The organism is Cellulomonas aerilata, assembly GCF_007991755.1.
In the GTDB taxonomy this organism is placed as follows: domain Bacteria; phylum Actinomycetota; class Actinomycetes; order Actinomycetales; family Cellulomonadaceae; genus Pengzhenrongella; species Pengzhenrongella aerilata.
Genome location: NZ_BJYY01000001.1, coordinates 698864 through 711343, shown reverse-complemented (window position 1 = coordinate 711343; position 12480 = coordinate 698864). Strand labels below are relative to the sequence as shown.

The 12480-nt window shown below is 74.5% G+C and carries 14 protein-coding genes; 3 read left to right on the top strand and 11 right to left on the bottom strand.

Annotated features, from left to right (window positions below):
- The 6 genes from CAE01nite_RS03250 to CAE01nite_RS03225 form a co-directional block, all read right to left on the bottom strand.
- Nucleotides 1-722 (bottom strand): DedA family protein (locus CAE01nite_RS03250; RefSeq protein WP_246130958.1); only part of this gene is annotated, 722 nt, incomplete at its 3' end.
- A gap of 281 nt (nucleotides 723-1003) precedes the next feature.
- Entirely contained in the window at nucleotides 1004-1666 is a 663-nt protein-coding gene (locus CAE01nite_RS03245) for a peptide deformylase (RefSeq protein WP_371862880.1), read from the bottom strand.
- Nucleotides 1667-1786: 120 nt separating this feature from the next.
- Nucleotides 1787-3136 (bottom strand): phosphoglucosamine mutase, encoded by a 1350-nt coding sequence (gene glmM, locus CAE01nite_RS03240; protein WP_146899710.1) that lies wholly within the window; start codon nucleotides 3134-3136, stop codon nucleotides 1787-1789.
- Nucleotides 3137-3284: 148 nt separating this feature from the next.
- Complete coding sequence (gene rpsI, locus CAE01nite_RS03235) at nucleotides 3285-3773, bottom strand: 30S ribosomal protein S9 (protein WP_146899707.1); 489 nt, start codon at nucleotides 3771-3773, stop codon at nucleotides 3285-3287.
- A gap of 64 nt (nucleotides 3774-3837) precedes the next feature.
- Nucleotides 3838-4287, bottom strand: coding sequence for a 50S ribosomal protein L13 (rplM, locus tag CAE01nite_RS03230; protein WP_146899704.1), 450 nt, complete (start codon nucleotides 4285-4287; stop codon nucleotides 3838-3840).
- A 234-nt stretch (nucleotides 4288-4521) separates the two neighbouring features.
- On the bottom strand, nucleotides 4522-6204 hold the full coding sequence (locus CAE01nite_RS03225) for an ATP-binding cassette domain-containing protein (RefSeq protein ID WP_146899701.1): 1683 nt from the start codon (nucleotides 6202-6204) through the stop codon (nucleotides 4522-4524).
- Nucleotides 6205-6331: 127 nt separating this feature from the next.
- Here CAE01nite_RS03225 and CAE01nite_RS03220 point away from each other — a divergent pair, with 127 nt between their 5' ends.
- Together CAE01nite_RS03220 and CAE01nite_RS03215 are read left to right on the top strand one after the other, a co-directional pair.
- Nucleotides 6332-6745, top strand: coding sequence for a DUF5709 domain-containing protein (locus CAE01nite_RS03220; protein ID WP_246130957.1), 414 nt, complete (start codon nucleotides 6332-6334; stop codon nucleotides 6743-6745).
- A 101-nt stretch (nucleotides 6746-6846) separates the two neighbouring features.
- The gene (locus CAE01nite_RS03215; RefSeq protein WP_146899698.1) at nucleotides 6847-7353 is read left to right on the top strand and encodes a hypothetical protein; all 507 of its coding nucleotides are present in this window, start codon (nucleotides 6847-6849) and stop codon (nucleotides 7351-7353) included.
- Nucleotides 7354-7377: 24 nt separating this feature from the next.
- Here CAE01nite_RS03215 and truA read toward each other — a convergent pair whose 3' ends face one another.
- Nucleotides 7378-8235 carry a tRNA pseudouridine(38-40) synthase TruA gene (gene truA, locus CAE01nite_RS03210; RefSeq protein WP_146899695.1) on the bottom strand — a complete coding sequence of 286 codons (858 nt, stop codon included), beginning with the start codon at nucleotides 8233-8235 and terminating at the stop codon, nucleotides 7378-7380.
- 153 nt (nucleotides 8236-8388) lie between these two features.
- On the opposite strand from truA, the gene CAE01nite_RS03205 reads away from it, so the two are divergent.
- Nucleotides 8389-9132 carry an ROK family protein gene (locus tag CAE01nite_RS03205; protein ID WP_146899910.1) on the top strand — a complete coding sequence of 248 codons (744 nt, stop codon included), beginning with the start codon at nucleotides 8389-8391 and terminating at the stop codon, nucleotides 9130-9132.
- A gap of 49 nt (nucleotides 9133-9181) precedes the next feature.
- Here CAE01nite_RS03205 and CAE01nite_RS03200 read toward each other — a convergent pair whose 3' ends face one another.
- The 4 genes from CAE01nite_RS03200 to rpsK all read right to left on the bottom strand — a co-directional run bounded on the left by CAE01nite_RS03200 (nucleotide 9182) and on the right by rpsK (nucleotide 12444).
- Nucleotides 9182-9979, bottom strand: a complete 798-nt coding sequence (locus CAE01nite_RS03200; RefSeq protein ID WP_146899693.1) for an alpha/beta fold hydrolase — start codon at nucleotides 9977-9979, stop codon at nucleotides 9182-9184.
- A 144-nt stretch (nucleotides 9980-10123) separates the two neighbouring features.
- Entirely contained in the window at nucleotides 10124-10750 is a 627-nt protein-coding gene (gene rplQ, locus CAE01nite_RS03195; RefSeq protein WP_146899690.1) for a 50S ribosomal protein L17, read from the bottom strand.
- Between the two features lie 70 nt (nucleotides 10751-10820).
- A complete protein-coding gene (locus tag CAE01nite_RS03190) occupies nucleotides 10821-11834 on the bottom strand; it encodes a DNA-directed RNA polymerase subunit alpha (RefSeq protein WP_146899688.1) in 1014 nt (337 codons plus the stop codon).
- 208 nt (nucleotides 11835-12042) lie between these two features.
- Nucleotides 12043-12444, bottom strand: a complete 402-nt coding sequence (rpsK, locus tag CAE01nite_RS03185; RefSeq protein WP_034625818.1) for a 30S ribosomal protein S11 — start codon at nucleotides 12442-12444, stop codon at nucleotides 12043-12045.
- Nucleotides 12445-12480 lie beyond the last annotated feature (36 nt).

The following is a 12480-nucleotide window of genomic DNA, read 5'->3' as shown; positions in this document are numbered from 1 at the left end:
ACGGGCAGGACGCCGTCGCGCACGTGCCGGTCGCGCGCGGCCTGCGGCTGTGCGGGTACGGCGACGGGCTCGGGGTCCGGCTCGGGCTCCCGCTCGGGGGCGGGTGCGGGTGCGGCGCCCAGGTCCCGCGCCCGCGGGCGGCCCTGCACCCGGCTCAGCACCGCGTCGACACCGAAGCCGATGAGCGTCCCGGCCACGACGCCGACGGCGACGGCGACCAGCGGCCGGTCGTGCAGCCAGAAGCCCGCTCCGACGCCGATCACGACGGAGTAGACCGCCCAGGACGCCGCCGCGAGCGCGGTCAGCCCCACGAACCGCCGCCGCGAGAACCCGACGGCACCGGCGGTCATGTTGACCGCCACCCGACCCACCGGGATGTACCGGGCGCCGATGATGAAGGAAGCCCCGCGGTTCGCCAGCGCCCGCTCCGCCCAGTCCAGGGTCCGCTGCGCCCGCGGGCGGCGTAGCAGGCGGGTCCGGCGCACGGGGACCCGCCGCCCGATCGCGTAGGCGATCTGGTCACCGGTGAACGCCCCGGCCGCGGCGACCGCGAGCAGCAGCCAGAGGTCCGGGGCGCCGGTCGACATCGCCACGGCGGCGAGCGCGATGACCACGGACTCGCTGGGGATCGGGGGGAAGAACCCGTCGATCGTCGCGAACAGGTAGAGGGCCGCATAGACCAGGGGCGACGCCGCGAGCGCGAGGACCCAATCCTCCAGCACGTGTCATCAGCTCCTGTGGTCGTGGGGCCCGGTCGCCGCCGGCAGCAGGGGCGTGTCCCCCTGCGCCGTCCGACCAGCCTAGGGAGGCGGGCATCCCCGAGTCATCAGGGTTTTCCCTGGTTGGTCCCCGGTACCCGAGAAGTTCATCCACCGGGTCCCGACCCCACGATCCTGTCCCGCGCGACGGCGGCCGTCGTCCGTCTGCGGGTGGAGGCACGAGGACCCGCCGTGGTCCCCACGGACGAGGCACCTCGTCCTCGCGCGGCCGGGACCGAGCCGCCTCAGGCGGGCGGGAAGCCCAGCACGCGGGCCGCCGTCGTCGGCGCCGGCTCGGACGCCAGCGCCGCACCGAGGCCCGTGTCGGTCACGAGCGAGCGGGTGACCGCGCGGTCGACGTACAGCGTGCCGTCCAGGTGGTCGGTCTCGTGCTGCACGATGCGGGCAGGCCAGCCGGACACCACCTCGTCGAGCTCGCGTCCCGTCTCGTCCTGGCCGGTCAGCCGCACCCGGCGGTACCGCGGGACGACCGCCTGCCAGCCGCGCACGCTCAGGCAGCCCTCGTAGAAGGACACCCGCTCGTCGTCGACCGGGGCGTAGCGCGGGTTCACGAGCACCCGGTACGCCAGCGGCGGGCGCTCGCGCACGCGCAGCACGTCCGGGTCCAGGGCCCCGGGGTCCTCCACGACGGCGATCGCGAGCGGGATCCCGATCTGCGGCGCCGCCAGCCCGACACCCGGGGCCGCGTGCATCGTCCGGCGCATGAGGGCCAGCAGCTCGCCGAACGTCTCGTCGTCCAGCCCGCCGTCGTAGCGCTGGGCCGGTGTGCGCAGCACGGGGTGACCGGCCTGCACGATCCGCGCGGGGTCGGGCCCGTCCAGGACCCGCTCGACCAGCTCCGCGACGGTCGGGGCCGGCACGTCCTCCGAGCCGGGGCCGCCGCTCACAGCGCCATCGGTTCGCCGGCGGTGCCCTGCTCGCTGCGCTCGCAGCGCCTCCCCCGGCTCACAGCGCCGTCGGTTCGCCGGCGGTGCCCTGCTCGCTGCGCTCGCAGCGCCTCCCCCGGCTCACAGCGCCAGCTGCCGGCGCACCACCCCGGCCAGGTCGCCGGCGATCCGCTCGGCGTCCTCCAGGCTGGTCGCCTCGACCATCACCCGCACGAGCGGCTCGGTGCCGGACGAGCGCAGCAGCACCCGGCCGCCGTCCCCGAGCTCCCGCTCGGCGCTCGCGACCGCCGCGAGCAGGCCCTCGTCGGTGGAGGAGCGGGACTTGTCCACGTCCGGCACGTTGAGCAGGACCTGCGGCAGACGCTGCACGACGCCCGCGAGCTCGGACAGCTTCTGCCCGGTGCCCGCGACACGGGAGGCGAGCTGCAGCGCCGTCAGCACGCCGTCACCGGTCGTCGCGTGCGCCGCCATGATCACGTGACCGGACTGCTCGCCACCGAGGCTGTAGCCGCCCGCGCGCATCTCCTCCAGCACGTAGCGGTCACCGACCCCGGTCTCCCGGACCGTGATCCCGGCGGAGGTCATCGCGATCTTCAGCCCGAGGTTGCTCATCACGGTGGCGACGAGGGTGTCCTGGGCGAGCAGCCCGGCGTCGCGCATCGCGATCGCCAGGACGCCCATGATCTGGTCCCCGTCGACCAGCGCACCGGTGTGGTCCACGGCCAGGCACCGGTCGGCGTCGCCGTCGAACGCGACGCCGAGGTCGGCGCCGGACGCGACCGTCACGGCCTGGAGCTGCTCGGGGTGCGTCGAGCCGCACTTCTCGTTGATGTTGCGGCCGTCCGGCGAGCCGTTGATGACGACGACGTCCGCGCCGGCCGCCCGCAGCGCCTGCGGCCCGACCTCGCTGGCGGCCCCGTTCGCGCAGTCGACGGCGATGCGCAGACCGTCGAGGGGGGCGGCGATCGTGGCGACGAGGTGGTCGACGTACTCGTCCCCGGCCCGGCCGGTGTCCATCTTGACGCGGCCGACGGCAGCACCGGTGGGCCGGTCCCACGGCTCGCGCAGGCGGGACTCGATCGCGTCCTCGATGACGTCGTCGAGCTTGACCCCGCCGCGCGTGAAGAACTTGATGCCGTTGTCCGGCATGGGGTTGTGCGACGCGGAGAGCACCACGCCGAGGTCGGCCCCCAGCTTGCCGGTGAGGTAGGCCACGGCCGGCGTGGGCAGCACGCCCACGTTGATCACGTCGACGCCGGCGCTCGCCAGCCCCGCGATGGTCGCCGCGGACAGGAACTCCCCCGACGCGCGCGGGTCGCGGCCGATGACGGCGCGGGGCCGGTGGTCGTCGAACGCGCCGATGGAGGCGAGCACGTGCGCCGCCGCGACGGACAGGTCCAGGGCGAGCTCGGCGGTCAGGTCACGGTTGGCGAGCCCCCGGACGCCGTCGGTGCCGAACAGGCGGGCCATGTGTGCTCCTCGAGTGCTGTGGCGGTGCGGTGCGATGGAGGTCAGGTCGGTCGCGCGCCGGGCCGACCCGGCGCCTCACCCGCAGCCGCAGGGTACGACGACGGCCCCGATGGTCATGCCATCGGGGCCGTCGGTCAGCGCGGACGGATCAGCGCTTGGAGTACTGCGGGGCCTTGCGAGCCTTCTTCAGACCGGCCTTCTTGCGCTCGACGACGCGGGCGTCGCGGGTCAGGAAGCCGGCCTTCTTCAGCGCCGGGCGGTTGTGCTCCTCGTCGATCAGGTTGAGGGCGCGGGCGATGCCCAGGCGCAGTGCACCGGCCTGGCCGGACACGCCGCCACCGGTGATGCGGGCGATGACGTCGAAGCGGCCCTCGACGTCGACCAGCTTCAGCGGGGAGTTCACCAGCTGCTGGTGCACCTTGTTCGGGAAGTAGTCCTCGAGCGTGCGCCCGTTGACCTTCCAGGTGCCGGTGCCGGGGACGAGGCGCACGCGCGCCACGGCCTCCTTGCGGCGACCCAGGGCGTTGCCCGGGGCGGTGATGCTCTGGCCGCGGCCGGTGGGGGCCGCCGTCTCGGAGGTGTAGCTGGTGGGCGTGTCGTCGCCCTCGAAGTCGATGTCGACCGTGGTCTCGGCCACTGGTGGTGTCCTCGCGTCCTGTGTGTGCGGTGCTGGTGGGGTGCCCGTGGAGCTCAGCAGCGGCTCAGGCCTGCTGCGAGACCTGGGTGATCTCGAAGGGCTGCGGCTGCTGGGCCGTGTGCGGGTGCTCGGACCCGGTGTAGACCTTGAGCTTGCTCAGCTGCTGGGCGGCGAGCGAGTTCTTCGGGAGCATGCCGCGCACGGCCTTCTCGATGGCGCGCTCCGGGCGCTTCTCGAGGAGCTCGGCGTACGTCACGGAGCGCAGACCGCCCGGGTAGCCGGAGTGCCGGTAGGCGAGCTTCGTCTGCCGCTTGTTGCCGGTCAGCGCGACCTTCTCCGCGTTGATGACGATGACGAAGTCACCGTTGTCCATGTGCGGGGCGAAGGTCGCCTTGTGCTTGCCGCGCAGCAGGGTGGCGACCTGCGTGGCCAGCCGGCCGAGGACGACATCGGTTGCATCGATGACGTGCCAGGTCCGCTCGACGTCGCCAGGCTTCGGGGTGTACGTGCGCACGGTCGTAGGCCTTCGTTCCTGTAGCTGAATGGAGTCTCCGGCGCGCTCGCATGGGCGAGCGACCGATGATGGCTGGTGCGTGCGCATCCGCTCCAGGGAGCCGGCAAGTGGGAGCACCGGTCCGCGACGGGACGCACAACGACACACCAGAGTAGCCGCACGCCGCCGGGAGGGTCAAAACGCGGTGCGTCACACCCGTCCGGTCAACGCGACGCGCCGAGGAGGGGCGGTCGGTCAGCGGCTCCGGCGGACGCGGGTGGCGTCCCACACCGGCTCCGGCGTCTCCACGACCTCCCCGTCCGCGCCGAACAGCAGGAACCGGTCGAAGCCGCGCGCGAACCAGCGGTCGTGCGTCACGGCCAGGACCGTCCCCTCGAACGCCGCGAGCCCGGCCTCCAGCGCCTCGGCCGAGTGCAGGTCGAGGTTGTCGGTCGGCTCGTCGAGCAGCAGCAGGGTGGCACCGCCGAGCTCGAGCAGGAGGATCTGGAACCGCGCCTGCTGGCCGCCGGACAGCGTGTCGTACGCCTGCTCGGCGGCCGCAACCAGCTCGTAGCGGTCCAGCGCCTTGCTCGCGGCCTCGCGCCCGATGCCGGAGCGACGGGCGTCGCCGCGGTGCAGGATCTCCAGCAGCGTGCGCCCGGCCAGCTCGGGGTGGGTGTGGTTCTGCGCGAACCACCCCGGCCGCACCCGGGACCCCAGGACGACCCGACCGGTGTGCGCCACCGGCGCCACGACGACGTCGTCCACCGGCTCGTGCTCCCGGTCCGGGTCCGAGCCGCCCGCGGCGAGCAGCCGCAGGAAGTGCGACTTGCCCGACCCGTTGGACCCCAGGACGGCGACCCGCTCGCCGAACCACACCTCGAGGTCGAACGGCTTCATGAGCCCGGTGAGCTCCAGCCCCGTGGCGACGACCGCCCGCTTCGCCGTGCGGCCGCCGGTGAGCCGGACCCGCACGTTCTGCTCGCGCGCGAGCACCTGCGGAGGTCCGGCCTCCTCGAACTTGCGCAGCCGGGTCTGGGCGGCCTGGTAGCGCGAGGCGAGCCCGTCGTTGAACGCCGCCTTGTTCTTCAGGGTGAACACGAGCTCCTTGAGCTTGGTGTGCTGCTCCTCCCAGCGCCGCAGCAGCTCCTCGAGGCGGTCGCGCCGGTCCTCGCGCGCCTGGTGGTAGGTGGCGAACCCCGCGCCGTGCACCCAGACCGTCGACCCGGCCGGCGTCGGCTCGACGCTGGCGATCTGGGTGGCGGTCCGCGACAGCAGCTCGCGGTCGTGGCTGACGAACAGGACGGTCTTGGCCGTGCCCGCGAGCTCGCCCTCGAGCCACCGCTTGGTCGGCACGTCGAGGTAGTTGTCCGGCTCGTCGAGCAGCAGCACCTCCTCCGGGCCGCGCAGCAGCGCCTCCAGGACGAGCCGCTTCTGCTCCCCGCCGGAGAGCGTGCGGACCTCGCGGAACTGCGCACGGTCGAACGGCACGGACAGCACGGTGTCGGTCACCTGGTCCCAGCCGGCCTCGGCCTCGTAGCCGCCGACGTCGGCCCAGTCCACCAGCGCGGTCGCGTACCGCATCTGGGCGGGCTCGTCGTCGACCTCCATGATCGCCAGCTCCGCGGCGGCGAGCTCGGCGGCGGCGTCACGGACCGCCCGGGGGGCCAGGGACGCGAGCAGGTCGCGGACGGAGCGGTCGTCGTCGATGCGGCCGACGAACTGGCGCATGACCGCCAGCCCGCCGCTGCGCGCGACCGTGCCCCCGTGCGGCTCGGTGTCCCCGGCGACGATCCGCAGCAGGGTCGTCTTGCCGGCGCCGTTCGGCCCGACGAGCGCGACCTTGGCCCCGTCCCCGACGCGCAGGTCCACCTCGTCGAGCAGCGGACGCCCGTCGGGGAGGTAGTAGCTGACGGAGCTGATGTCGACGTGTCCCACCCCGACAGTCTGCGCGACCGGCCGCGGACCGGACCACACCATTGCGCCGGGTCACCGCCCGGTGGAGCACGAGCGCGCGCCGTCGCTCCCGTGGCGAAGTGCCGGGCCCGGTGGAACGGTGGAGCCCATGAGCACCATGGACGACACCCCAGCGACCAGCACCGACGCCGCCCTCGGCAGCGAGGGCGACAGCAACCAGATCCAGGGCGAGGACTCGATGTCGGGGGCCGACGTCGACGAGATGCTCGACGCCGCGTTCATCCCGCCGGACCGCGACCCGAGCGGCCACTTCGGGGAGACCGCCTGGGAGGAGTCGCGCGGGGAGACCCTCGACCAGCGCATCGCCCAGGAGGAGCCGGAGATCTGGGACGCCCCGGAGAAGGGCGCCACCCAGCTCGACCGCGCCGGCCGGCTCGTGGCGGACGGCGACGCCGTCGAGAGCGGCGGGACGGACATGTTCGCGACCGACGCCGGGATCGCCGGTGGTGGCGCGAGCGCCGAGGAGGCCGCCGTCCGGATCGTCGAGGACCCCACGCTCTGATGGGCGGTGGCACAGACCCGCACCGGCCCGCCGCCGCGACGACCCGCTCCCGCACGGCGCACGCCACCCGGCGCGCCGGAACGCGACGCGCGGTGACGGCCGTGGCGGGCGCCGCCGCGGTGGTCGGCCTGCTGGTGGGGTGCTCGCGGGACGACGCCGCACCGGGCTCGCCGTCCACCTCGGCGGCGGTCCCGACCGCGTCGGCCCCCGCCACGCCGACCGCGACCCCGAGCGCCACCCCGACCCCGACCCCCGCCCCCACCGCGACGCCCACGGCGACAGCGGCGCCCCCGGCGGCACCGACCCCGCCACCACTCGCCGAGCCGACCCACGGCGGCACGGCATGGGGCGTCTACCTGGCGGTGCAGTCGTCACCGGACGACCCCGCGTGGGTGCAGTCCGGCACGCGCCTGGAGGAGATGGGGTACGTCGCGAGCGAGGGGAACCTGGCCTGCGACGTCGAGGCGCCGGACGCGCTGGGCCTCCCGCCCGAGGCCGTGGTGCGGTCCGTGCACTTCACGACCCGTGCCGACGCCGACCTGTTCGCCAGCCTCTACGGGGCTCAGGTCCTCGGCATCGTGGAGGTCACGACCCTCTGCCTCGACTGACCGGGCGGACCGCCGGCCGGACCCTCAGCGGGGCCCCGGCGCGACCCGGACGGCGCGCGTCTGGCGCGCACGCGCCTCGAGCTCGGCGTCGTCGGGGTAGGCGACCTCCTCGAGCGTGAGGCCGTGCGGCGGCACGACCGCACCGCCCGGGTCGCGCCGGCGTCCGGCGAGCAGACCCGCGGGCCAGTCCACGGGGCGCCGGCCCTCCCCCACCGCGATCGAGGCGCCCACCAGGGCGCGGACCATGCTGTGGCAGAACGCGTCGGCCTGGACCGTGGCGACCACGAGCCCGGCGTCCGGCCCCCCGGTCGGCCGCTCCCAGTCGAACACCTCCAGCGTCCGGATCGTCGTCGCACCCTCGCGCGGCTTGCAGTACGCCGCGAAGTCGTGGTGCCCGACGAGGTCGACGGCCGCGGCGTGCATCGCGGCGGCGTCCAGCGCCCGGGCGTGCCACAGCACGTGGTGGCGGCGCAGCGGGTCGCGCAGGTCCGGCCGGTCCGCGACCCGGTAGGCGTAGCGCCGGCGCAGCGCGGAGAACCGGGCGTCGAAGCCGGGCGCCGCGACCCGCGTGCGGTGCACGACGACGTCGCGCGGCAGCACCCCGGTCAACCGGGCGAGGAGCGCGTCCTCGGGCGGGCGCGTGGACCGGCCCGGCACCGCAGCCCACGCGTCCTCGGGCAGGTCCACGTGCGCCACCTGCCCGCGCGCGTGCACGCCGGCGTCGGTGCGCCCGGCGACGGTCACCCGCGGGGCGGGGTCCAGCCGCAGCACCCGGGCCAGCGCGTCCTCGAGCGTCCCCTGGACGGTCCGCAGACCAGGCTGCCGGGCCCAGCCGGCGAAGTCCGTGCCGTCGTAGGCGAGGTCGAGGCGGATCCGGGGCACCGCGCCAACCTATCCGCGCGTCCCGGGTACCGTCGGCGCGTGCCCGACGCCCCCCCTCCCTCGACCACCGACCCGGCGACCGGTGCCGACCGGGCCGCCGGCACCGAGCCGGCGCCGGCCGCCCCGCACCTCGCCCACGTCGCGGCGTACACGCTGGCCGTGGACTGCGGCGGCGGGGGGATCAAGGCCTCCGTGCTCGACGCCGCCGGCACGCTGCGCGCACCGGCGGTCCGGGTGCCCACGCCGTACCCCCTGCCGCCCGAACGGCTGCTGAGCACGATCGCCGACATCGCCGCGGGCCTGCCGCCGGCCGACCGGGTCACCGTCGGCATGCCCGGGATGATCCGCCACGGCGTCGTGGTCGCCACCCCGCACTACGTGACCCGGTCCGGTCCGCACAGCCGTGTGCTGCCCGAGCTCGTCGAGGCCTGGGCCGGCTTCGACATGGAGGCCGCGGTGGAGCGCACGATCGGCGTGCCGGCGCTCGTCCTCAACGACGCGGAGGTGCACGGGGCGGGCGTCGTCGCCGGCAGCGGGCTGGAGCTCGTGCTGACCGTGGGCACCGGACTGGGGTCGGCGCTCTTCGACGGCGGCAGCCTCGCGCCCCACCTCGAGCTCTCCCACGCGCCGGTGCGCTGGGGCACGAGCTACGACACCTACATCGGCGAGGTGGAGCGCGCCCGGCTCGGGGACGCGCTCTGGTCGCGCCGGATGCGGCGGGTCGTGGACGGCCTGCGCCCGGTGTTCCTGTGGGACCGGCTGTACCTCGGCGGCGGCAACGCCCGCCGGCTCACGCCGCAGGTCCTCGCCCGGCTCGGTGACGACGTCGTCGTCGTGCCCAACTCCGCCGGCATCGTCGGAGGGGTCCGGGCCTGGGCGCTGCGCGCGCCGCGCTGACCGGCCACCGGGCCGCGCCTCGCTCCGACCAGTGCGCGGCGGGGGGACCTCAGGGCGCGGTGAGGACGTCGGCCGGTGGCCGGGCCCCGCCGGCCCGGCGCCCCTCGTCCGCGGCCGCTCCGGGGCCACCGGCCTCGAGCGTCGCCACGTGGTCCAGCGCCTCCAGCAGCACACGGCTGAAGGCCACCGGCGCGTCCAGGCTGACGAGGTGCCGCGCGCCGCGCAGGACCACGAGCCGCCCGTCGCGGCACGCCCGCAGGAACCGTCGCTCCTCGGTCCGGAAGTGGTCCCACCGCCCGTTGACGAGCCACACCGGCGCCTGCACCCGCGCCAGGTCCTCGACGGGGCGCAGCGTGCCCACCTCGCGCAGCACGTCGTCCATGACGTCCAGCGCGAAGCCGCCTGCCGCCACGTCGGCGGCCGCCTCGGCGGCGAGGGTGAGGTCGACCATGAGCTGGTTGAGCCCGGCGCCCGCGTCCGGCAGGAGGCCGATGCCGCGCGCGAGCAGCGCCCATCCGCCGACGGCGACCCGGCGCGGCCGCGTGCAGCACGCGGCGGCGACCAGGCCGGCGACCTGCTCGGGGCGGCGTGCGGCGTGCGCGACCGCGACGTATCCGCCGAGCGACAGCCCGACGACCAGCGCCCGCCCGCCGAGGTCGTCGATCGTCGCGCCGAGCGCGTCGACCGCACCGTCCAGCGTGAACCGCTGGCCGCGGCGCGCGCCGTGCCCGGGCAGGTCGACGGCCACGGCCCGGTGGCCGGCCGCCTCGAGCGCGCCGACCTGCGCGCGCCACATGGTCCCCGAGGAGCGCACCCCGTGAGCCAGGACGACCGGGAGGGCTTCCATGGCGGCGACCTTACGACGCTGCCCGCCGTCGGGCTCGTCGTCGGTGGTGCTCGCGGTACCCGGCCGTCGCACCCGTCCCGGGTATGACGAAGGGCCCGGTACCGAGAGGTGGTCTCGGTACCGGGCCCTCCAGATCGCTCCCGGTCAGGCCTTGTCGGCCTCGGGGGCAGCGGCAGCCTCGTCGGCTGCCGCGGTCTCGTCGGCGGCCGGGGCCGCCTCGGCGTCGACGGTCTCGACCTCGGCCGCGGTCTCGGCGACGACGACGTCCTCGACCACCTCGGCGTCACCGGCGACGACGGTCTCGTCGGTGGTGGCGTCGGCAGCGGGGACCTCGACCGGCGCGGCGGCGGCCGGAGCGGCGGCCCGGCGGGTCGCCCCCTCGGCCTCGCGCACGGTGGCCTGCTTCGGGCTGAGCGGCTCGAGGACCAGCTCGATGACGGCCATCGGCGCGTTGTCACCCTTGCGGGGGCCGATCTTCGTGATGCGGGTGTACCCGCCCTGACGCTCCGTGACCGACGGCGCGATCTCGGTGAAGAGGGTGTGCACGACACCCTTGTCCCGGACCACGGTCAGCACCCGGCGACGGGCCGCGAGGTCGCCGCGCTTGGCGAACGTGATGAGGCGCTCGGCCAGCGGACGCAGGCGCTTGGCCTTGGCCTCGGTGGTGGTGATCCGCTTGTGCTCGAACAGGCTGGTGGCCAGGTTGGCCAGGATCAGCCGCTCGTGCGCCGGACCGCCACCGAGCCGGGGACCCTTGGTGGGCGTGGGCATTGTTGTGACTCCTCAGTTGCAAAGTGATGGGTGGACCGGCCGCCGGCGAGCGGCGGCCGTCACCGCGCCGTCAGTACTGCTCGTCCTCGGTGAACTCGACCTCTTCGCCGTCGTAGTAGCCGGCGGCCTGCGTCGGGTCGAAGTCCAGCGGGCTGTCCTTGAGGGACAGGCCCAGCTCGGCCAGCTTCTCCTTGACCTCGGTGATGGACTTCGCACCGAAGTTGCGGATGTCCAGGAGGTCGGCCTCGCTGCGGGCCACGAGCTCACCCACGGTGTGGATGCCCTCACGCTTGAGGCAGTTGTAGGAGCGGATCGTCAGCTGCAGGTCCTCGACCGGCAGCGCGAGGTCCGCCGCGAGAGCGGCGTCCGTCGGGGACGGGCCGATCTCGATGCCCTCGGCCTCGACGTTGAGCTCACGGGCCAGGCCGAACAGCTCGACGAGCGTCTTGCCGGCCGAGGCGAGCGCGTCGCGCGGGGCGATGGCGTTCTTCGTCTCGACGTCGACGATCAGCTTGTCGAAGTCCGTGCGCTGCTCGACACGCGTCGCCTCGACCTTGTAGGTCACCTTGAGGACGGGCGAGTAGATCGAGTCGACCGGGACGCGGCCGATCTCGGCGTCGTAGGACTTGTTCTGCTGCGCGGAGACGTACCCGCGGCCGCGCTCGACGGTCAGCTCGATCTCGAGCTTGCCCTTCTCGTTCAGCGTGGCGATGTGCAGCTCGGGGTTGTGCACCTCGACGCCGGCCGGCGGGACGATGTCCGCGCCGGTGACGACACCGGAGCCCTGCTTGCGCAGGTACATCACGACGGGCTCGTCGTTCTCCGAGGAGACGACCAGGTTCTTGACGTTGAGGATGATCTCGGTGACGTCCTCCTTCACGCCCGGCACGGTGGTGAACTCGTGCAGGACGCCGTCGATCCGGATGGACGTGACGGCGGCACCCGGGATCGAGGACAGCAGGGTGCGGCGCAGCGAGTTGCCGAGCGTGTAGCCGAAGCCCGGCTCGAGCGGCTCGATGGAGAACCGCGAGCGTCGCTCGTTGACGACCTCTTCGGTCAGGGTGGGGCGCTGTGCGATGAGCACTTCGGGGGTTCCTCTCAGCGGGCGTCCGCCATATGACGCGTCCGCGGTACTACGGGCCCGCCGGGTCTCGGTCTACCGGGGCGAGCGTGGTTCGTCCTGCCTGCTGTGGTCCTGCGTGCGCACGCACCGGGCCGGACGACCGGTGAGGTCCGCACGCGGGTGCACCGGGCCGGGTCGTGCCCGGCCCGGTGCGCCTGCGAGGCAGAGGTCAGACGCGGCGGCGCTTGGGCGGGCGGCAGCCGTTGTGCGCCTGGGGCGTGACGTCCTGGATGGAGCCGACCTCGAGGCCGGTCGCCTGCAGCGACCGGATCGCGGTCTCCCGGCCGGAGCCGGGGCCCTTGACGAAGACGTCGACCTTCTTCATGCCGTGCTCCTGCGCCCGGCGGGCCGCGGCCTCGGCGGCGAGCTGCGCGGCGAACGGGGTCGACTTGCGCGACCCCTTGAAGCCGACCTGGCCGGAGGAGGCCCAGGCGATCACGGCGCCGGACGGGTCCGTGATCGAGACGATCGTGTTGTTGAACGTGCTCTTGATGTGCGCCTGGCCGTGGGAGACGTTCTTCTTCTCCTTGCGGCGCGGCTTGCGCACGGCGGTACGGGACTTGGGGGGCATGTCTGTTCTCTCTCGGGTCGTGGACGATCGGCGATC

Coding starts and splice junctions, on each gene's coding strand:
- rpsK (WP_034625818.1), bottom strand. CDS start 12,444: ATGCCCCCCAAGTCCCGTACCGCCGTGCGCAAGCCGCGCCGCAAGGAG.
- glmM (WP_146899710.1), bottom strand. CDS start 3,136: ATGGCCCGCCTGTTCGGCACCGACGGCGTCCGGGGGCTCGCCAACCGT.
- rplQ (WP_146899690.1), bottom strand. CDS start 10,750: ATGCCCACGCCCACCAAGGGTCCCCGGCTCGGTGGCGGTCCGGCGCAC.
- CAE01nite_RS03200 (WP_146899693.1), bottom strand. CDS start 9,979: ATGGAAGCCCTCCCGGTCGTCCTGGCTCACGGGGTGCGCTCCTCGGGG.
- CAE01nite_RS03220 (WP_246130957.1), top strand. CDS start 6,332: ATGAGCACCATGGACGACACCCCAGCGACCAGCACCGACGCCGCCCTC.